This is a genomic window from Paenibacillus sp. FSL F4-0087 (assembly GCF_038020215.1).
Classification (GTDB): Bacteria; Bacillota; Bacilli; order Paenibacillales; family Paenibacillaceae; genus Paenibacillus; species Paenibacillus taichungensis.
Genome location: NZ_JBBODJ010000001.1, coordinates 3,099,261 through 3,118,962, shown reverse-complemented (window position 1 = coordinate 3,118,962; position 19,702 = coordinate 3,099,261). Strand labels below are relative to the sequence as shown.

Annotated in this window: 20 protein-coding genes; 2 read left to right on the top strand and 18 right to left on the bottom strand. The window is 48.4% G+C overall.

All coding sequences use genetic code 11. The features are described from left to right. Positions 1-10: 10 nt before the first annotated feature. From MHB84_RS14565 to MHB84_RS14485, 17 genes are all read right to left on the bottom strand, one after another. Positions 11-1,330, bottom strand: coding sequence for an extracellular solute-binding protein (locus MHB84_RS14565; RefSeq protein ID WP_076287392.1), 1,320 nt, complete (start codon positions 1,328-1,330; stop codon positions 11-13). 117 nt (positions 1,331-1,447) lie between these two features. Then, the gene (locus tag MHB84_RS14560) at positions 1,448-2,245 is read right to left on the bottom strand and encodes a response regulator transcription factor (RefSeq protein ID WP_076287391.1); all 798 of its coding nucleotides are present in this window, start codon (positions 2,243-2,245) and stop codon (positions 1,448-1,450) included. Continuing rightward, positions 2,214-3,995 carry a cache domain-containing sensor histidine kinase gene (locus MHB84_RS14555; protein WP_318261362.1) on the bottom strand — a complete coding sequence of 594 codons (1,782 nt, stop codon included), beginning with the start codon at positions 3,993-3,995 and terminating at the stop codon, positions 2,214-2,216. Before MHB84_RS14555 ends, MHB84_RS14560 begins: the two co-directional genes overlap by 32 nt. Positions 3,996-4,285: 290 nt before the next feature. Then, positions 4,286-5,113, bottom strand: coding sequence for a carbohydrate ABC transporter permease (locus MHB84_RS14550; RefSeq protein ID WP_076287389.1), 828 nt, complete (start codon positions 5,111-5,113; stop codon positions 4,286-4,288). Continuing rightward, positions 5,113-5,979, bottom strand: coding sequence for a carbohydrate ABC transporter permease (locus tag MHB84_RS14545; protein ID WP_063567591.1), 867 nt, complete (start codon positions 5,977-5,979; stop codon positions 5,113-5,115). The genes MHB84_RS14550 and MHB84_RS14545 overlap by 1 nt, the downstream gene beginning before the upstream one ends. A 25-nt stretch (positions 5,980-6,004) precedes the next feature. Beyond that, the gene (locus MHB84_RS14540; RefSeq protein ID WP_076287388.1) at positions 6,005-7,243 is read right to left on the bottom strand and encodes an ABC transporter substrate-binding protein; all 1,239 of its coding nucleotides are present in this window, start codon (positions 7,241-7,243) and stop codon (positions 6,005-6,007) included. A 265-nt stretch (positions 7,244-7,508) separates the two neighbouring features. Beyond that, entirely contained in the window at positions 7,509-7,997 is a 489-nt protein-coding gene (lspA, locus tag MHB84_RS14535) for a signal peptidase II (protein ID WP_076287387.1), read from the bottom strand. 209 nt (positions 7,998-8,206) lie between these two features. Next, complete coding sequence (locus MHB84_RS14530) at positions 8,207-9,154, bottom strand: nucleoside hydrolase (protein WP_063567588.1); 948 nt, start codon at positions 9,152-9,154, stop codon at positions 8,207-8,209. A 60-nt stretch (positions 9,155-9,214) separates the two neighbouring features. After that, positions 9,215-9,619 (bottom strand): DUF350 domain-containing protein, encoded by a 405-nt coding sequence (locus tag MHB84_RS14525; RefSeq protein ID WP_076287386.1) that lies wholly within the window; start codon positions 9,617-9,619, stop codon positions 9,215-9,217. Continuing rightward, positions 9,601-10,998, bottom strand: a complete 1,398-nt coding sequence (locus MHB84_RS14520) for a glutathionylspermidine synthase family protein (RefSeq protein WP_076287385.1) — start codon at positions 10,996-10,998, stop codon at positions 9,601-9,603. The genes MHB84_RS14525 and MHB84_RS14520 overlap by 19 nt, the downstream gene beginning before the upstream one ends. A 6-nt stretch (positions 10,999-11,004) precedes the next feature. Further along, positions 11,005-11,280: a hypothetical protein gene (locus tag MHB84_RS14515; RefSeq protein ID WP_076287384.1), complete on the bottom strand. Its 276-nt coding sequence runs from the start codon at positions 11,278-11,280 to the stop codon at positions 11,005-11,007. After that, positions 11,280-11,747, bottom strand: a complete 468-nt coding sequence (locus MHB84_RS14510) for a hypothetical protein (RefSeq protein WP_083678732.1) — start codon at positions 11,745-11,747, stop codon at positions 11,280-11,282. Before MHB84_RS14510 ends, MHB84_RS14515 begins: the two co-directional genes overlap by 1 nt. A gap of 366 nt (positions 11,748-12,113) precedes the next feature. Further along, the gene (abc-f, locus tag MHB84_RS14505; RefSeq protein WP_076287383.1) at positions 12,114-14,048 is read right to left on the bottom strand and encodes a ribosomal protection-like ABC-F family protein; all 1,935 of its coding nucleotides are present in this window, start codon (positions 14,046-14,048) and stop codon (positions 12,114-12,116) included. A gap of 98 nt (positions 14,049-14,146) precedes the next feature. Next, complete coding sequence (locus MHB84_RS14500; protein ID WP_017691697.1) at positions 14,147-14,308, bottom strand: hypothetical protein; 162 nt, start codon at positions 14,306-14,308, stop codon at positions 14,147-14,149. A gap of 111 nt (positions 14,309-14,419) precedes the next feature. Further along, positions 14,420-14,704, bottom strand: coding sequence for a hypothetical protein (locus MHB84_RS14495; protein ID WP_076287382.1), 285 nt, complete (start codon positions 14,702-14,704; stop codon positions 14,420-14,422). A 53-nt stretch (positions 14,705-14,757) separates the two neighbouring features. Beyond that, a complete protein-coding gene (locus MHB84_RS14490) occupies positions 14,758-15,756 on the bottom strand; it encodes a glycosyltransferase (protein ID WP_063567582.1) in 999 nt (332 codons plus the stop codon). Positions 15,757-15,783: 27 nt separating this feature from the next. Continuing rightward, a complete protein-coding gene (locus tag MHB84_RS14485; protein ID WP_341143049.1) occupies positions 15,784-16,755 on the bottom strand; it encodes a phosphotransferase family protein in 972 nt (323 codons plus the stop codon). 222 nt (positions 16,756-16,977) lie between these two features. On the opposite strand from MHB84_RS14485, the gene MHB84_RS14480 reads away from it, so the two are divergent. Together MHB84_RS14480 and MHB84_RS14475 are read left to right on the top strand one after the other, a co-directional pair. Then, entirely contained in the window at positions 16,978-17,574 is a 597-nt protein-coding gene (locus MHB84_RS14480) for a TetR/AcrR family transcriptional regulator (protein WP_076287380.1), read from the top strand. A gap of 200 nt (positions 17,575-17,774) precedes the next feature. Then, on the top strand, positions 17,775-18,356 hold the full coding sequence (locus MHB84_RS14475) for an NAD(P)H-dependent oxidoreductase (RefSeq protein WP_083678731.1): 582 nt from the start codon (positions 17,775-17,777) through the stop codon (positions 18,354-18,356). A 211-nt stretch (positions 18,357-18,567) separates the two neighbouring features. Here MHB84_RS14475 and MHB84_RS14470 read toward each other — a convergent pair whose 3' ends face one another. After that, positions 18,568-19,509 (bottom strand): glycoside hydrolase family 113, encoded by a 942-nt coding sequence (locus tag MHB84_RS14470; RefSeq protein WP_076287703.1) that lies wholly within the window; start codon positions 19,507-19,509, stop codon positions 18,568-18,570. Positions 19,510-19,702 lie beyond the last annotated feature (193 nt).

Sequence of the window (19,702 nt, the reverse complement as noted above, 5' to 3'; positions counted from 1 at the left end):
GCGTTGTACGTTAGTTGCCTTTATCAATCGCTTCCTGATGATTCTTCACAAATTCCTCAGGAGTGACTGCTTTTCCGAACAGTGCCTGGATCATGTCCAGATGGACTTGAGCTGCGGTCGGTTTCATCTGCACGTCGGCGAATAATGTCAGGCTGCTGGCCTGATTCAATTCATTCAGCAGGTCACTATAAAGCTGCGGCAGTTGTACCTCGGCTGTGTCCACTTTCGTTGCCGGAATAACACCCGCTTCGGTTACAGAGCTTTCGCCCCATTTTTCCACAAAATATTGAACGAATTTTTGAGCTTCATCCTTCACCTTGGAGTTCTGTGCGACGAACAAGCCTACACCCGGGCCGCCGACCCAACTGTTAATATCGCTTTTGCCACCATCCATTGTCGGGAATTTGAAAAATCCGATTTTATCCTTGAACTCCTGCGGTACATCCGGATTGGTGGTATAGTTCGGCAGTTCCCAGGTGCCCATGAGGTACATGGCAGCTTTCTCATTCATGAATTCCGATTTGCCTTCATCATTGGACAAGCCGTTATAACCTTTGTTAAAGGCGTTCATATCCACCAGCTTCTGTACTTCGGCTGCCGCCTGGATCAGGGCTGGATCGTCAAACTTGCCTGTGCCATTGATGGCCTTCTCCAATGCATCCCCGCCCAATCGATTGGCCAGATACATATACCAGAGAGACCCGGTCCAGCGATCCTTGTTGCCGAGAGCGATGGGAACCACACCATTGTCTGTCAGCATTTTCACAACATTCAGAAATTCATCATATGTTGCCGGGGGCTGCAGATTATATTTGGCGAAAATGTCTTTGTTGTAATAGATCGGAGATATGTTCAGTTCAATCGGGAGCGCATAGGTTTTGCCTTCCACAGCATATGCTTCGGTTGTTCCGGCAATGAATTTCCCTTCTAGTGAACCACTCAGGAGGTCATCCAGTGGAGCAAACAAATTGCCCTTTACATAAGGCTCAAGAAAACCCGCTGCCCACGTTACGCCTACATCCGGGAGTTCATTGGAAGCGGACAGAATTTTCAATTTGTTCTTATATTGCTCATTCTCCAGCACTTCCTGTTTGATGGTCACGTTGGGATGATCGGTCTGATACTGTTTGATGATTTCATTCACCAGCTTATTCTGCTGTGCAGAGCTGCCTGCTGGCCAGAGATGCATAAACTTGAGGGTCACTTTTCCGTCAGAGCCACTACCGCTCGCTTCACCCTCTCCGTCAGAACCTGAATTGCTGCATCCGGATAAAAACACGGCGAGGACAAGTGTCAATGTCAGTAGCATGGCTATTGGCTTTTTTCTCATATTCCTAACCCCCTGTAATGGTTATTCGGTTGATGTAACCGCTTTAATAAAATTGTAGCATGGGTACATCTCCCCCATAAGACCAGGATGATTTGGAAAAACTCCACTATTTTATGGTTATTTAGTCTCTTTACGAATCCCAATGGAATGACGATATTTGCTTGGGCTAAGCCCTTCGAGACTTTTGAATACCTTAATAAAATATTTATCCGTCTGGTAGCCTACCTGTTCGGCGATCTCCGAGATGGGCAGGGCCGTCTGAACGAGCATCTCCTTTGCCCGTTGAATACGTGTACGGGTCAGATATTCGCTAAAATTAATTCCTATCTGCTCCTTGAACAAAACGCTAAAATAACTGGAGTTCAAGTGCAGCATATCAGCGATTTCCCGCAGGGTAACATGTTCACTCAGATGGGCATCCACGTAAGCAACAGCTTCACTGATCTGGGGATTAAGTCTCTCGTCTCCCCGTTCTTTGGCATCCAGCAGCTTGGGGTCAACCAGCTTCTGCATCATTTGAATACGCCGTTGTTGGTCTCCAAGCTGCAAAGCCTTCTCTACCGTCTGAATCAGCTGTTCCTTCTCAATCGGTTTAAGCAAATAATCTACCACGCCAAGTTTGATGGCCTGCTGGGCATATTGGAAGTCGGCATGCCCTGACATAATCAATACAACTGGTTTGCTCGGAAACTGCTGCACGGCTTCAACGAGGGACAGGCCAGAGAATTCCGGCATGCGAACGTCAGTAATTAAAAGGTCCGCCGTCTGTTCACGGAGCCATGCTGCAGCTTCGACTCCACTTGCCGCAGTTCGAATTTCGTTACGACCAGCTGACCAGCCTTCCAGCGTCTTGCGAATTCCTTCTCGTGTACGCGGTTCATCATCAACGATTAGAATCGTTCTGCCATGAATCATATGCACCCTCCGTATCCTTCGGAATCTCAAAGCGAATGACAGTCCCTTCACCGACCTTACTCGTAATGGAAAGTCTGCACAATTCGCCAAGCTGACTGCCAAAATAAAGCTTCAACCTGCGATGCACGTTAATTAGCCCCACGCCTGTTCCCTTGTCGGAAACAGCAGGTCCACCATTCAATGCACGAACAACGGATTGAAGCCGGGAATCATCCATGCCAGGTCCATCATCCCGAACTTCGATGTGAACCAGCCCATCCTGCGTGGAAGCATCTACATGGATGCTTACCTTTCCCGGTTCAATTTTGCTCTCTATCCCGTGAAGAATAGCATTCTCCACCAAGGGCTGTATGAGCAATTTGGGAATCTTCACGGTGCGCATCGCATCACTCAGTCTGATCTCCCATTGCAGCCGTTCTCCCAGCCTCATCTCCATAATTCGAAGATAACGCTCCGCGTGCTCCAGTTCATCGGCCATAGTAACCCATTCATCCTGATTGGGACTGGAGATGATGTAGCGGAATAGGCGGGACATCGCCACAACCATACGCGCCATTTCCTCGTCTCCTTTGTCATCAAGTGACCAATAGAACGCCTCCAGCGTGTTAAACAGAAAATGAGGATTGATCTGCGACTGCAGAGCTTTCAGTTCTGTTCTTGACTGCATAATTTCCTTCTCATATATCTCCTGAGTCAACTCATTCAACCGATAAACCATCTGATTGTATACTTCATTAAGCCTGTGAATCTCCATCGTTGAGCTGAACATAATATTGGGCTTCATGGCTCCTGGCCGCGCACTGCGCATGGCCCTCATCAGCCGGGTGATGGGACGTGTAATCATGGTCGACAAGAGAAAGGACATAATGAGGAACAGCACGACGCCAAACAAACCGGAAATAAGCAGTGCCGTCCGAAGAATGGACACACCCTCCGTTGTCTCGCTAACAGGTGTAAGAACCGCGAGCGTCCATCCCGTCATTTCGGAATGCTGTCTAACGACGATATAAGGTTCCTCCCGGGTCTCGACTACAGAACTGTCACTGCTTAGGAGTGCCTTCACATCCAGACTAGCCTCCAGATTGGAAGTAACTACGCTTCCTGCCGCATCTACCAGAAGAATAGAATCCTCCACATCGTCCTCAGCATCCAAGTCATTCAGTTGAAAAAAGCTGCGCTGCATCCGCACCACGACATAACCTCCAGGTTCAAAAGCCCGGTCCATGAGGCTGACTCGCCGAATAGCCATAATAACCCCCGGATCTTCCGGGTCAGGACCGACCCAGACCAGCCTTCCCTTCTCTGCGTCTGCTTCCGCTATCCAGTTACGTCCGAGCCTTCCATCCAAAGATCGGTCATCCATGGGAAATATTCTGCTATAAGTTGTCGTATAAATTTCCAGACTCTGCACACCGCTCATAAAGGATGGATAGCTGCTCACAACCTGCAAGAGCGCTTGGCGCTGATTAAACGTAGCCTGTTCCCCACCTTTCTCATTGCTCAGTAAACGCTGCACATAAGAATCATCTGCCACTTGAGCTGTCAACGAGTTAACTTGTGCGATTAAGGCGTCCAGTCTGCCGTTAGCCTGAACAGCAGTTTGATGAATATGCTTCTCCGCATTGGTCTTCAGCAAACCGGATACCCGGTCATAGGCAGCGATTCCCGCAATAAATAACACCACCAACATCACCAGTACAAAACCAACAAAAATCTGATTGCGCAACGAGTTCCATCTGCCCCAATTCACTCGCAAACCCCATTCTCCTCCCCGCATGTAAAAGAAATCGCCACCCGTTTCTCATCTTGGGTGACGATTGAGTACAAGTATGCCGGAATCCATCATCGCCAATTATTGAAGCGTTTACATTTTGGCTCGTTGATCTCCTTCACCGATCTTTGTTTAGTGATTAAACTAACGACTAAAAAATAGCACAGAATCCTATCTTTATCAATCATTTAAATATAGGGCAGCTCCACAAACCGGAAGCTCATGAAAACAAAAAAAGGACGGACTCCATGAGTCCGCCCTTTTCTTCATTATTTCACTGAACCTTGTGTTACACCATTGATAATCCATTTCTGTGCAAACAGGTAAATGATGATCATCGGCAGCAACGCCAGCAGGTACGATGCAAACGCCAGGTTGAAGTCGGTATTGAATTGACCCTGGAACACATATTGTACCAGTGGTAGTGTGTATTGTGCCGGGTCGCTAATAATAATGAGTGGCAGCAGGAAGTCATTATAGGTAGACAGACAAGTTAGAATACCAACCGTGGCACTGATCGGCGCCATCAATGGGAAAATGATTTTCCAGAATGTACCCCAGGTTGTTGCTCCATCTACGAAGGCTGCTTCCTCCAGCGCTACCGGAATGGACCGAATGTAACCTACATACACAAATACGTTAAAGGCGAGCCCATACACCGTATGCAGCAGGATAAGACCCAGAAGATTGGTCATTTCCAGTGATGCAGTCAACTTAACAATCGGCAGCATGATGATTGGAAACGGAATGAACATCGCACTGACGAAGTAATAGTACAGCCCTTTGAAAAACTTCCGTTTCTCCATATTCCGGGCAATCGCGTAAGCAACCATAGAGTTACTGAGCAAGGTCAGAATGACTGTTGACGCAGTAACAATGGCACTGTTACGGAACGATTGGAAGAAGTTGGTCATGTCTATTGCACTTGCAAAGTTCTCCCAGTGGAGCGTTGTCGGAATAGCAAATACCGATTGAGCCATTTGCTCCGGATTCTTCAATGCGATTGTAACTGTCATATATAAAGGGAACAGAATGAACAAGGTACCCAGAACAATTAACAACATAACGGGCCAGTTGGTACGTAAACGGCTTCTCATTACAGATCCGTCTCCCTTCTTTGCAGGAACCGGATTTGCAGAATCGAAATCACCGCAATAACGATGAAATAGATAACCGAGTTCGCAGATTGATATGCATATTCGCCGCCTTCAAATCCACCCGTGTAGATCAGATGGGAGATGGACTGTGTTGCCCGTCCCGGTCCACCATTCGTTAAGGCCACGATCTGGTCAAAGACCATCAGTGAGTTTTTCATCGCCAGCACCATATTAATCGTGAAGAACGGGGCAATAAGCGGAAACGTAATGCTCCAGAATTCACGCCATTTGCCGGCGCCGTCCAGATTGGATGCTTCATACAATGTCGTAGGGATGGTTTGCAAGCCCGCCAAATACAGAATCGTATTCAACGCGACGGATTGCCATACCGCTACAATCACGATCCCAATCCATGCCAGGCTTTCGCTACCCAGAATGTTGGTGGATAGGGCGTTGATGCCCAGGTTTTGTCCCCATATCGGGAATACGTTGGAGAACAGGTAGTTAAATATGTAACCTACGATCAATACACTCAGGATATTCGGCAAGAAGTAGATGCCACGGAAAAAGTTACGGAACTTGATCTTGGCATTCAGCCCAAGTGCAATGAGCAGGCTTAGAATATTCGTGAGGATCGTTACAACGATCGCAAACTTGAAGGTAAACCAGTAGGCGTTGCCTACATTGTCATCTTGAAACAAATTGAAATAGTTTTTGAATCCAACAAAATCATACCCTTTACCGAATCCGTTGTAGTTCGTAAATGAATAATAGATCCCCTGGAGGGCCGGCAGCGTCATAAATACAAAGAACAGTATTACCGCCGGAACCGTCATCCAGTAATAAGGCGCGATGCGCTTGTTCATACTCCATCCTCCTTCGGACAAGGCGTTATCGCCGATTCGCTACCTTGTCCCATTCTTTGTCGAGTGTATCCAGATAGTTGTCAATGTTCTTGTTCTGCAAAAAGGACTGTACGATGGAATTCAGCTGCACCGCAGCCGGAATATAGTGATCGGCGAAATCGATAACCTTGCCCTGCTCAATGTAAGGTGTCAGTTCCTGTACAGCAGGATCATCTTGTTTTACACCTTCCACCGCAGAGAACAGCGTCTGTTCCTCAATGTATTTGCCTATATTTTCAGGCTCCAGCAGAAACGCGATGAACTGCTCTGCCTGCTCCTTGTTCGGTGTATCCGCTGCAATGGTAAACAGGGAGTCGATTCCGTTCACCAGCTTAATCTGGCTCGGATCATTCCCTGTCGGGAATGGGAAGAAACCAATGTCCACATTCGGGTTGGCTTTGCGAATCTCGGAGATCGCCCAGGTACCCTGGATGTACATATATGCTTCGCCATTAGCAAAAGCACGGTTACCATCCGAATACGCTTTACCGAAGTTGTCACCGTGACCATAATTCATCAGCTCCAACTGCTTCTCCGCAACCTCACGGTATTTCTCCTTGAAGGTCACCTTGTTCTCGCGACGCTCCAAGTAGAAATCAATACCAACCAAGTTAGGTCCGAGTGCATTGAACGGCAGATTCGTCTGCCAGTCATCCTTGTATGTGAAGTAAAACGGAATTTTACCCGCATCCTTAATTTTTTTGGCTGTAGCAATCAGCTCGTCCCAAGTTTTGGGTACGTCCAGACCCATTTCCTTAAACAACGTTTTGTTGTACATGATGCCGTTTGCATTTGTTGCGTAAGGAACGCCTGTCACTTCTTCCATGCCCGTGACATCCTTCAGCATCTTTATGTAGTTGGGATCGATCGTTTTTAACAGTGGACTGTCTGTCAGATCGGCGAAAATATCACTCTGTGCAAGAATGGAATAGGTATCGGTTGCCCCCATTGCCATGATGTCTGGCACATCGTTCTTCACCACACGTGTCTTCAGCACCGTCTCCGCGTCAGGTGGATTCACCTGAGTGACCTGAATATCGGAGTGTTCGGCATTGAATGTTTTGATTAATTCGTCAAAGGTTCCTTTGGCTTCGGGTTTGTTCTGAAAAAATTCAACCTGCACTTTGCCGTTGGCATTATTCCCACTGGTGCAAGAAGACAGAAGTACAGCCGTTATTCCACAAAGCAGTATTAACCCGAGTGCCTTGGTAAGCGATGTTCTCATGTTGTACCTCCCTCAGCTTATATACGTAAAGATTTACCCATTAAATTAGTGAAGTAACCACGTGGTTAATCCTTCCACCGTTTTATACTTAGAGCGTTGACTATAATGTGTCCTATTATTCCTAAAACGGTTTCGGTAAAATTGAATCAGTCCCACTGAGAGCGAGTCCGCTCATCGATATAACAAAAAAAGGACATCGGAATATATCCAATGTCCATCATGTATTCAGTTACGTGCTTACATCAAAGCTGTTGTTAACTCTCTATCAACGCTCTATTTTCGGCAAAGCATTACGTAAACGCTTGGCTCGGTAACTCTGAAATGCACGGATTAACATGCCGATAACGAGCATAACCACACCAACATTTATTGCTACATCCGCCAAATTGAGAATACCACGCCCCGACGGAAATACGAGAAAATCCGTTACGCGTGCGTAGATAAACCGATCGATTGCATTACCCAAAGCACCACCAACCATGAAACCGGCACCTGCCTGCATCCAGAAACCGCGAATCTCACCTTTTCTTCGATAATACATTATGCCCGCCACGAACAGAATGGCAACCACACCGAACAGACGCGCATTCCCTTGAAACAGGCTGCCTGCCATTCCACTGTTCTCATAATGCTGCAATTGCATTCCCGAGTCGCCAAGCCTCATCGTGTCGCCAACTTCCATATACATCCTCACCGCCATCTTGGTTCCCTGATCAACCAAGGTAACCAGCAGTGCTACAAAATAAAATAACATGTGCCACTCCTCCTGCCGGACGCTCAAAAGTTAAACTAAAGGGTCTCCGCTGTAACATTTCCTTCACTTTAACACACCCGAAGCGTTGTCACCAACTGGGTTGAGCACGCGCTTGGCATACACTCATAGGAATGGAATGGGCAAAAAAAATCCGTGCCTGGATTAGGCACGGATGATAAATACTTTTATTGGAGTTGAAATCCACCATTTTATTGAATAGCGGAGAGCACATCCAGCAGCATGGATTTGAATTTCGGACGGTCAATGGCTTCGCAGACACGTACATTTGGCTCTTTGCCGAAACGTCCATTGATATCCACAACGCTATATCCGCGTGTTAACTCTCCTGCTGCTTCTACATCCACATAATACTGACCGGATTTGGTCATGAGCGACTCATCTGCGGCAACAGCCATCAGCAACGTATCCGGGTGAGTGGTGCCATTCAGTTTATGTACCGATTTATTGAACTGCATAACCACTTTGTTGATGGCTGTGAAGAAATCAGCACCAGATGTACCCAATGCTGCAATCTCTGCATGATCATCATCATCCATAACAGAATACTGCGTACACATTTCCCAGCCAACCATGGTGGTCGGAATGCCGGCATGCAATACGATTTTGGCTGCTTCCGGATCTACATAGAAGTTATACTCCGCGGCTGGTGTGATATTACCCAATGCATTATTCGTTCCACCCATGATGTAGAGGTGAGCAATCTCCGGAATAATGGTTGGGTCCTTCTGGATTGCCATCGCAATATTAGTTAGAGGTGCAATGGCCAGAAGCGAGATTTCGCCCGGATGTGCGTGTACCTTTTCAATGATAAAATCAACTGCATGCCCTGCCTCTGGACGCTGGTCTGCCTTCGGGAAATGGGCTCCGCCCATGCCGTCATCGCCATGTACGTCTTCCACCGTGCGGTGCTGCGCCTTGCCATAGGCCATCAATGGGCGTTCGCATCCTTTGTACACAGGCACCTTGCCGCCATGTCCAGCAACCTGAACCGTGTACAGGGCATTTTCAACCTCCTGGTCAAACTGTACGTTTCCGCCTGTAATCGTAATGCCCTCCACCTGGAAATGGTGCAGTGCCGTCAGGATGGCAATCGTATCGTCTCCTGCTGTATCTGTATCGATGATGACTTTTCTCATGATGCCGCGCTCCTTCTTCATTGAATTGATATTCATTCCAAATAAACACTAGGGTTTATTTTACATCAAAAACGTACCAATGACGATGGAAACGCCGATGATAATGGAACGCAGCAGCTGTGCTACCGCCATATTGCCTCGTGCGATTTCGTCACATACCCGCATCTTGGGAATCAGGAAGTCAAATATAATATAGACCAGACACAAAATAATGATTCCAAGCGCCGACCAGAGCAGCATATCCAGCCATGAATGCGTGGAGAAGGACACCATGCCCACAATGATACACAGGCCCAGCAATTTGCTGCCCATATACATGCCTGCCGCCTCGTTACCTTTCGCGATTTCCTCGCTATCGTTATACCGGGTCAATTGGCTAAAAGCGAAATACCCACATACCAATACAACCAGTAAAATGCCTATACCTACCGCTACATTCAGCAGGTTTAATCCCAAATTGTCCATTCCTTCTCCTCCTCGTCATCCATCCGCTCATTGACCACAGCCGCACAATAATAGGCCATATCTCCGGTTACCTTCTCCCCGATCCGAGGTAGCACACCAGCAAAATGTCCACCAATGACAAACACCCCTGTAAGCAAATAACCGCTGTATTCGCCATCCTCTGTCTGAATTACGGCCTGCTCCATCGGTACCAGCTGCTGATATATTTTAGGCTGATTATTATAATAGGCTGCGATCTCCTCATCTTCTTGCAGTTCGTCTGTTGTGTTGGAGTTCATAGGAGCGTGCAGCTGATAAGAAGCAGCCGTTTGGCCCCCATGATGATCCGATTCCTCACCCAGCAGCGATGTGCCTCGACCCTCGCGGCCCCAATAGCTTTTGGCTACATAAGGTATTGCGCTCCATTCGAAAGGCCCAGCTTCGAAATAAGTCGGTAGCAGATACCGTGAAATGGAAGCTAACTCTGCATCGTTAAACAGCCGAAATCCACAATATTCCGGGGTTTGTTCATTGCGTTCATAGAGTGACCAGATCGCAGCCATGAAGCCCTTGCTCTGCATCAGCACATGCTGTACAGGATTCATCAGACCCAGGCGTCCATCCTGAACCAATTCAAGCAGTGCTGCGCCGATGTCCACGCCGGTCGTTTCATCTCGATCATCGATTAGATATTCCAGGGGATAGATCCGGTACAGAAGGTTGATCTCGCGTCCATGATGGTAGAGCGCCTCCCCAGGAATAATCTCCAACTCCTCCAGTGGCGCGTAGAACGTTTCATACCCCGCCTCCTGGCACAGCTTCATCAGATACTCCGTATTGGTCCGATCCTCCACATGCTCCCCAAATGAAGTAAAGGTCACCGGGCCCAGCAAACCCTGCTTGGCGTAAGCATCCAGCCAGCGGCGAAAGCATTCCCGGATACATTCATCCATTCCTTTGGAAGGAGCATGGAGCGATATTTTTTCAGCCATCCCCACCAAAATACCTTCCAATGCAGCTGCTTCAGGTATGCCGGTTGGGGTATCCGTATTATTTTCAATACATTTAGGCCCAGCTTCCCCAATAATCCAGTCCTGCCGAGTGATGCCGCCTGTCACCATCTCCATACGCGCCGCCTGAATCAGGCCGGGATGAATGCCCAACTGCTGCTCCAGAAAAGAGTCGGGCATGTATTGTTGAATAAAACGCATCACCTTGCAGTAGATTCCGTCTACAGCATCAACTGCCGTACGCAATTCCTGCATCTCCGCTGGGGAAAAGACTGTCAACGCAGGCACACAATATTGCTTGCCATACATGCGATGGTAAGGAACCTGCTGCCCTGCTTTGCCCCTGAAAACTTCTTCATGACTGAATGGCAGTTGGTATATATGCCTCATCAGGTTCTAACCTCCCGAACTGCGGAAAAAGCTGCCAAAGCCGCTCGATTTTGAACTGGATTTACTGTAGGAGCTGCTATCCTTGTTGCTCCGATAGGACGATCCGCCACCGTAGTAATAGTGCCCACTACTGGAGTCATATTCACATCCAGTATCGTATTCCGGGTCACATTCGTCGCTATTGCTGCTACAACCGGATAATACAGCTGGAACCGCAAGCATTAGCGAGAAGGCAACAAGCTTGGCACGTGATCCAGGTTTGGGTTTGGAATCTTCGGCCATTACAGATCCACCTCCTTCATCAAAAACAACACTTTCTTGCGATCCGCATCCAGCACGGAATACACAAATTCATAGGTGATGCCGCCCCGGACCATGTAATGGTCCAGCAGTTGCTCGGCAAGCTCCACCGTGTACGAGGAGGATTCTGCCAAGTCCAATTCCTGAAATGCACTCCCATTCCACAGCATATATTCCGCACTGTACATGGAGGACATTTTACACATTGCCAGTGCAGCGTCCGCAATCGCTGTACCGTATTCGGCAGGTTTTTGGTTGTCATACTCGGTCACGTAGACCGCATGCTCCCGACGATCCTCACATTCATTGGATAGATGCGCCCAAAGCTTATTTTTCATCAGGGTCGCATCGACCAGCTTGCGCATGAACAGCTCATCGCGAGTAACCGATACCTGCTCCAGTACCCCTGTCTCCACCTGCCGGTCATCCGACCAGTTCCGATAAGTCATTGAATAATAAATAACGATAACCTGCCTTTCTGTGAGCTCTAAGAGGAGCCGTTTCCATACACACAAACGTATTAAACGCATGAGAAGGAAAAAAGTTACACTATTCCCGATGACATGTAAAAAAGCATTTTAAATAAATCCCGAGGGTAGTTTTCAATCAGCAAGATATGGATCGAAATGAATCTATTCGTCTAGATCTTGTACCCATGATCAATACACAGCATATCTAGCCACTTACTGCGGATATCATCGCATTATGAAGCTAACTTTGAAAATCAAAAAGGCCAGAGATCTTTCTCCGGCCTTCTTTCCTCCTTTATCTATTTCAAGATCTATTTCAAGATAAGCTCCGTAATCTGACCTGTCTCACAGCTCTGCCCACTGGGCCAACATATCATTGTATTCACCAGACAATCGCTCGCGTTCGTTCCACATTTGCTCCAGCTCGTTTGGATTGTTCTGCACAGATTCAAGCTGGCGATCCATCTCCTGGATTTGCCCTTCAAGGTGAGCCAGTCGCTGCTCCAATTGTTCAGCGGACAGCTTTTTAGAAGTGTACGTTGTATCAGGCGTTCTACCCGACTCCGTCTCCAGTTTCGGTTTTGAACTTCCACGTGATGGAGTGGCTACAACTGCTACATGCTGATTTGCCGCAGCTGCGCGGGCTTGCAGATCAAGCTTCTTCTCGCGATAGGCTTCATAGTCTCCAAGATAAGTGGTCATCCGCCCATTCTCCAGTTCCCACACGCGGGAAGCGAGTCGATTGACGAAGTAACGGTCATGCGAGATGGCAAGCACCGTTCCTTCGAAATCAACGAGCGACTCTTCGAGCGCTTCCCTTGAAGCGATATCCAGATGGTTGGTCGGTTCATCCAGCAAAAGCACATTCGGCTTCCGCTGAACCAGCAGAGCCAGCCTTAGCCGCGTCCATTCCCCACCAGATAACTGTCCTACCGAGCGAAATACATCTGCTCCATAGAATAGATATCGGGCCAAAATGCCGCGTGCTTCTCCTTCTTCCACGCCCGCTTCCTGACGGAAGTACTCCAGCACATTCAGCTTCGGATTGGAAGGCTCCTCCTGCTGGGCCAGATAGCCAACATCTACACGTGCCCCCCACTCCAGGTTGCCTGCACTGGGTTGTTCCTCGCCCAGCAACAGCTTGAACAACGTCGTTTTGCCTGAACCATTGCGTCCAATAAGGGCAATTTTGTCGCCATATTCGAGCAATCCTGATACACCGCGCAGAATCGGACGTTCTCCATAAGCCTTTTCGACCTGTTCCATAACGGCCACTCGTTTTCCCGTACGGTCTGTAGGGCGTACATCGAAGTCGGCGTTACGCCGCTCCAGTACCGGGCGCTTCACCTGTTCCATCCGTTCGATTGCTTTACGCATCGAAGCTGCACGCCGGAAGAACTTTTCATTACCCCCGACTCGGCCCCATTCTTCCAGTTGGCGGATCGTTTCTTTCATTTTTTTGATCACCTTCTGCTGCTCCTTGAACTCCTCGAATTGCTGCAGCAGTCGTTGTTCCTTCACTTTCATATATTCCGTATAGCCACCAGCTGACGTCTGCGCTTCTCCATCCTCCAGTTCTAACGTCCGGGATGCTACACGGTCCAAAAAGTAGCGATCATGTGAGATCAGGATAATCGTACCTGTGTACTCGCGCAAAAATCCTTCCAGCCATTCCACCCGCTCCAGATCAAGATGGTTGGTCGGCTCATCCAGCAATAACAGATCAGGCCTTACAATTAGCTGTGAAGCCAGCACAACCCGGGTCTGTTCACCACCAGACAACGAACCAAACCGCCATCCGTAATGCTCCTTCGCAATATCCAGACCGTCCGCCACCTGATCGATCCGGGCATCCATTTCATATCCACCCTCGCGCTCGAACTGGTCCTGCAATGCCGCGTACCGCTTCAACAGTCGCTCCAATTGGTTCGGATCGGATGCACATTCCGGATCGGACATCTGCTGCTCCATATCCTTCATTTGACTCCGGCACGCCATAAGCTCCCTGAATCCAAGACTCAGCACATCCAGCACTGTGTAATCGTCCATTCCTTCCGGCACCTGAGCGACGTAACCAATACGTGTATCCTTCTTGATCATCAATTGTCCTTCATCCGGCTGGCTCAGTCGTGCCAACAGACGCATCAATGTCGTTTTTCCGCTTCCGTTGCGGCCAATCAGGGCGACCTTGTCGCCTTCCATAATTTCAAATGTAATGCCGTCCAGCACCAGATGTGCTCCGTGGTATTGAGTCAGTTGTTGCGCACTAATAATCATCATAATAAGGTTCCTCCTATGGATTGGAAGATCCTGACCGCAACACAAAAAGAGCCGCAGGAGGTTAGCTCCGCGGCCCTTCAGAATTCAAGCAATATCGCTTATCGTCCGAATGAGGTCAAGGCAGGCATCTTCTCGCAAATGTTAACTTCCGTATATTCAAAATTGGACAGACTTCTCCCGTTGGTCAGAAAAGTATGAACAATGCCAGCCATAGCAATCGGCAGCTGGCTAATACGGTTGTTAAGCATCTCGTGATTCACCTGTCTTCACCTCCCTTGTCATAATTAATGTCAATATATCACAGACGAATGCATTCCTGCAACCGTCCGATCGTCCAATTCACTCTTACTGTACAGCAGCTAACCCTCCGATTAATTCCGTCTCCGACGCCGAAACACTCCATCCGTAATCGCCACCGTAATTAGTGTCAACATTCCCGCTGCACCCAGCGATGCACCAAGCAAGGCATAACCGATACCGTTCCACCCGCCAATCTCAATGCTAATCATGATCACAACGGCTCCGCCGAGCAAGGCCACACATGGCAGTATATATTGAACCCCGGTCATTCGACGTCCCTGCAACCGATAGATGAGCCATTCAATCAGCAGCTGCACTGCCCACATGCCAAGCGTCCATAGGATGAGTACTTCCATAAGATTCTCCTCCTTCTTGCTGAATGGTTAGAGCCTTCGTTACAGACCTCTCATTATTTCAACCAGTTGGCAAAGAACTCCCGGTATCCTTCTTTCATGATCGTGCGCGAAAAAGCACCAAAAGCATACTCACGGTTGTCTTCGGAAACACTACGCGGAGCGGCAGCAGCCATATTCACCAATTCAAACCAGTTATCCTCATTTCCTGCAAAAGCATGCGTGGAACGGATGTGTCCATAGCAGGCATGCTCCGGTTTCACAACCATTTTGCCCATCGCCATAGCTTCGGTCAGCGGCATCGCAAACGTATCAAATGCCGAACAGCTCCAATACACCTTGGAAGAGTTCATTAGGGTAAATACCTCATCCTGTGTCAGCGCGAATTGCAATTTTACGTTGTCCGGAATGTTGTATTTCTTCATGCTTTCCTCATAGCGGCGACCGCCGAATACCATGTATACTTCCTTGTCCGGGTTCTGCCGGGCGTATTCCAGCACCAGATCCGGGCGACGATTCGCTTCATCCCGACCGATCCAGAGCACACGATTATGCACAACCTGACTTGGGTCGTAGTGGCGGTTTGCGAGCTCTTCGCTAAAGCCAATCGGGATAACGTTCACGTCATGTACACCGAAATTGCGTCCCAGTTCTGTTTTTAGGAACTCTGTCTGCACAATCGCTTTATCCACCATCGTATAAAATGGCTTCATCATCTCATACCCCGTCAGCGCCGGGTCGGGAAAGCTGTGCGGGAACAACACACTCTTCGGTAAAAACATCTTCAAAAACGTAAACCCGGATACGGTGTAGATGACATGCTCTATATTTTGGCTATATATCTGGTCCAGTACGATATCATAGTTCACCAGGTCGCCTTTCTCATGCTCATAACCTGGCAACCAGTCATACCCGCTGACATGGCGCTCCGGCGAGATGAACACAATCTCCACGCCCAGCTCCAGCCCGATCTGCTTCAACCGATCCGCAAATACGCGCGGGCCCTGTGCCTCCGTGAATTGAATTTTACGCATTACGAGTCCTACTTTACGCATGTTCTGCACCCCTCATTTCTATTCCCTTCAACACTGCTTCATGCACTGTTTCAGTGTCATTGCCGTCTCGTGCCACTGGTTCCGCAGCTGTTCCTCCGGCCATACACAGTCTGCACTTCTCAGATCCCCATCAATCAGACGCAGCATCCAGAGCGAGAATACAATGGCATATGCACAGTACCACCTTTTAAAAGAAACCCGTTCAACCTGAACGCTATGGCGTTCCAGCCCGTCCAGATAAACATCGATAATCTGCTCCCGCAGCTCGGGCGTAACGGTTCTCGGGAACAGCGGATGCGATAGATCTACCAGATGATATACGTCCCAGAGAGCCGTATTCAGATGCGCATGCTCCCAATCGATAATCACCAGCCTGCCATTCACATCCGCCATGTTGCCGGGATGAAGATCTCCGTGACACAAGACACGAGGTAACTCCTCCTCTGCTGTATGGATTAGCGAGGAGATGTTGTGCCAATCCGATGGTGACAGCGAGACCTCCAGCTTGGACAACAAATCAGCAGTGGATTCCTTCTGCCCAAGCAGATCATCCAGCATGTCCCGGATTGGCGGTTTCTGACCCACCCGGGGCAGCTCAGCCCAATCAGCAACAGATAAGGAGTGCCACTCCGCCATATGTACAGCAGCAGCCAGCATCGTCTCTTCCCGCGAATCATGCACCAGTTCGCCCAGATCCTCATAGATGATCCAGCTCTGTTCCGCGTTAATTTCACGGTCTGATGCAGCAATTAGCGCTGGATAAATAGGCGGCAATACAGACAGCACATACTGGGACATCCATTGTTCACGTCCATGTTGTGCAGGATTGGTCAGCGGTTTGAAAATATAACTTTCCCCGGTACGAACAGTGAAACGCTCCACATATTTACCATTCATGCCTTTGTAGAGCCTTTCTCTGCTTGTTACATATTGTTCATTTAACGTCCCTTCGGGAGTCACCCAGCGATGCGCCTGCACGTCTTCATTCACGCCATTCACCATCCATTTCGTTCCCAGGCCTGGAGCTGGTGCTAGTCATGTTTGCCTTTGCATCCTACTTCTGCCCACGCTCCGCGCCCGCCTATCCGTTATTATTTCTATCCATCATACGTTGCCGTTCATAAGCCTGCAAGCTTTGAGCGAAAGCACTTTTCCTAGCGTTAAATAAGAGATTCTGAAATGGCAGTTGCAATTTAGTTAGTAATCACTTACTATACAATCATGAAGAACAAACCTCATGTAGACAGCAAAAAGAAAGACATCCTACAAGCGGCGATGCGCTTGTTTGCAACCAAAGGCGTTGACGGCATTTCCGTCAAAGAGATCGGTGACGCCGCCGGAGTAACGGATGCGGCGATCTACAAACATTTTAAAAACAAAGATGCCGTTGCCCTTGAGGCTTTCACCCAATATTGCGCAGACTATACTGCATTAATTGACGGGTATGTTCGCCAGGATGGTCCGGTGCTCGAACGCTTCCGGCAACTGATTACCGAAGTTCTCCACCTGCATGATGAAGATCCCTACGGACTGCTGCTGATTTCACAAAATCATGAGATTTTCATTGAAGCTGGAAGCAGTGAGGATTACCGTCAGCCGCTTGATGCGTTGATTGATCTAATCGATCAGGGGATTATGCGAGGTGAACTACCCGCTCAGGATTCACGGCTCACGGCCGTTCTGGTCATTGGTGCCATTACGCGCCTGGCCGTATCCAGTATGCAAGGTGAACTGCCGGAGCTGCTTGTTCCTTACACCGGAGAAACCGTTCACCGACTTGCGTTGATGTTGGGCCAGGTAACAGCTGAGCTCGGATAACACCCGATGGATTGCATCTCGAATTCGTTCCGATCAGACAGGCAATAATCATTGGTAATTGGTATAAGTTTTCACCTATATACAAGATCGGCTTCATCCAGCTTCAGGATATTTCTGAATGTTCACCAGGTCATTCGTGACCTTTTCTTTTTGCACATGAGGTTAGTGTTCATTAACTAAAATAGTCAGGACGTGTCATCATTATGAAGAAAATATTAATTATTCAAGGAAACCCCGTCTCCCCAAGTTACAATGGCGCAATCGCCGAAGCTTATCGTAAAGGCGCTGTGCAGGCAGGTGCCGAGGTTCGCATGATCACCCTGAACGAACTGGAGTTCAACATGAATTTAGAGGGAGGCTATCGTAATAAACTGCCGCTCGAACCGGACTTACTGAAAGCCCAAGAGGCGATTAAATGGGCAGAGCATCTCGTATGGGTGTTTCCGATTTGGTGGGGAGGACCACCAGCTTTGTTCAAAGGATTCATCGACCGCATCTTCATGCCAGGCTATGCCTTCAAGTATCACAAAGGTAAACTTTTCCCGGATCAACTGCTCAAAGGTCGCACCGCACGCATGATCACCACCATGGATGGTCCGAACTGGTACTACAAATGGTTCCAGGGTGAACCTGCACACAAAATGATGAAGATCTCCACCTTTGCTCTGACAGGCATCAAACCTGTACGCATAACACCTGTAGATCTGGTGGGCAAACAGTCCGAGGAACAGAGAAAGAAATGGCTCGAGAAAATTGAGCAGCTTGGACGGAAATTGGGGTAAAAAACAACTCGTTCTTGAAGGGATTTTCATTTAATGTTATCAATAAATTAAACGATATATTCACCTAACAATTTATAGTCGATACTATTTACATTTAATAGAAAGAAATTAAACTTAACCAAAAAAGATACTGCGTGCATAAGCACCGCAGTATCTTTGTCCATAGATGAACGCTATTCAAGTAGATGGGATAACTTAACTCCAATACAGACTAGGCTTTCACGGCAATGCCTTCATAGAACCGACGAATGACCTTCTCGGCTGGTTTACCGTAAACTCCGTATCCATCATCGCTCAGGGCATCCTTCTCTTGATGCAGATGCGCGCTCCAGTCCCACAGACCAAATCCGCGCACCCAGTCCCGCTTACTTGCATGACGGAACATGGCTTGATAGAACTGCTCCTGCTCCTCCGCGCTGACCGCACCTTCTAACCCCCAGTCATTCGGCACCTGTGCCGATCCACTACGGCTAGGGCAGCCCGCTTCTGCGAAGAAAAAAGGTTTGCCGTAAGGTGCAATGACCTGTTCAATCCGATCCAGCTGCGCCTCCCAATCCCCAATCGGATAGTAACCGCTGGAGGAAATGACGTCTACGGCATCCCACCATTTCACTTGCCCTTCCTGATACTTGTCGGTGTTGTAGGATACTAGCCCGGAATACACTTCACGCACTCCCGCGATGACCTCGCGCCATTCCTCGCTCCGACGCTCAGACTGCACCATCTCACAGCCCACGATGAACATCTCGCATTTCTCTCGCTCTGCAATGGCTGCATAATGCTTCTGATACACGGTATAACTGCGGAACCAGTCTTTCCATTTCGGCTCACACGGCACATCGATATCAAAGAAGTTAATGTGTGCACGCCATGTGCCATCGGTGCAATTGACGGTTGGTTTCAGAATGACCCGCAGTCCGAGCGTACGGGCATAACGGATCATATCCACCAATTCATCGTCTTCCACCATATGTTCACCCTCATATTTGACTTCTACAGCCTGCGGATGATCCTGATGTGCCGCCAGTGCAAAAATAACATGCGAACTGCCAGTGCGTTCAGCCATCAGACGCAAGGATTCTTTCGCTTCCGGCTTGCGGAAGTCTCCCCTGCCACTCATCCAGCCAAATGTAAATCCCTTGATGTATTCCATATGCATTGTTCCGCAATGCCCCTTTTTCAATTAATGTAAAATGAATGACCGAATGTATACACGTCCAACTACGATTGCAGTACCATCTTCCGATCGCCGTTATCCCCAGATTTTTTTGAATCTCTGATGAAAGGGGAAATCCGAGGATAAATGTGAACACTTCGTTTCTTCAGATCAGTTCTGCACTCTCCGT

Coding starts and splice junctions, on each gene's coding strand:
- MHB84_RS14565 (WP_076287392.1), bottom strand. CDS start 1,330: ATGAGAAAAAAGCCAATAGCCATGCTACTGACATTGACACTTGTCCTC.
- lspA (WP_076287387.1), bottom strand. CDS start 7,997: ATGTTATTTTATTTTGTAGCACTGCTGGTTACCTTGGTTGATCAGGGA.
- abc-f (WP_076287383.1), bottom strand. CDS start 14,048: ATGATGATTATTAGTGCGCAACAACTGACTCAATACCACGGAGCACAT.
- MHB84_RS14495 (WP_076287382.1), bottom strand. CDS start 14,704: ATGGAAGTACTCATCCTATGGACGCTTGGCATGTGGGCAGTGCAGCTG.
- MHB84_RS14560 (WP_076287391.1), bottom strand. CDS start 2,245: ATGATTCATGGCAGAACGATTCTAATCGTTGATGATGAACCGCGTACA.
- MHB84_RS14540 (WP_076287388.1), bottom strand. CDS start 7,243: ATGAGAACATCGCTTACCAAGGCACTCGGGTTAATACTGCTTTGTGGA.
- MHB84_RS14470 (WP_076287703.1), bottom strand. CDS start 19,509: ATGGAATACATCAAGGGATTTACATTTGGCTGGATGAGTGGCAGGGGA.
- MHB84_RS14480 (WP_076287380.1), top strand. CDS start 16,978: ATGAAGAACAAACCTCATGTAGACAGCAAAAAGAAAGACATCCTACAA.
- MHB84_RS14545 (WP_063567591.1), bottom strand. CDS start 5,979: ATGAACAAGCGCATCGCGCCTTATTACTGGATGACGGTTCCGGCGGTA.
- MHB84_RS14520 (WP_076287385.1), bottom strand. CDS start 10,998: ATGAGGCATATATACCAACTGCCATTCAGTCATGAAGAAGTTTTCAGG.
- MHB84_RS14490 (WP_063567582.1), bottom strand. CDS start 15,756: ATGCGTAAAGTAGGACTCGTAATGCGTAAAATTCAATTCACGGAGGCA.
- MHB84_RS14515 (WP_076287384.1), bottom strand. CDS start 11,280: ATGGCCGAAGATTCCAAACCCAAACCTGGATCACGTGCCAAGCTTGTT.
- MHB84_RS14525 (WP_076287386.1), bottom strand. CDS start 9,619: ATGGACAATTTGGGATTAAACCTGCTGAATGTAGCGGTAGGTATAGGC.
- MHB84_RS14510 (WP_083678732.1), bottom strand. CDS start 11,747: ATGACTTATCGGAACTGGTCGGATGACCGGCAGGTGGAGACAGGGGTA.
- MHB84_RS14550 (WP_076287389.1), bottom strand. CDS start 5,113: ATGAGAAGCCGTTTACGTACCAACTGGCCCGTTATGTTGTTAATTGTT.
- MHB84_RS14530 (WP_063567588.1), bottom strand. CDS start 9,154: ATGAGAAAAGTCATCATCGATACAGATACAGCAGGAGACGATACGATT.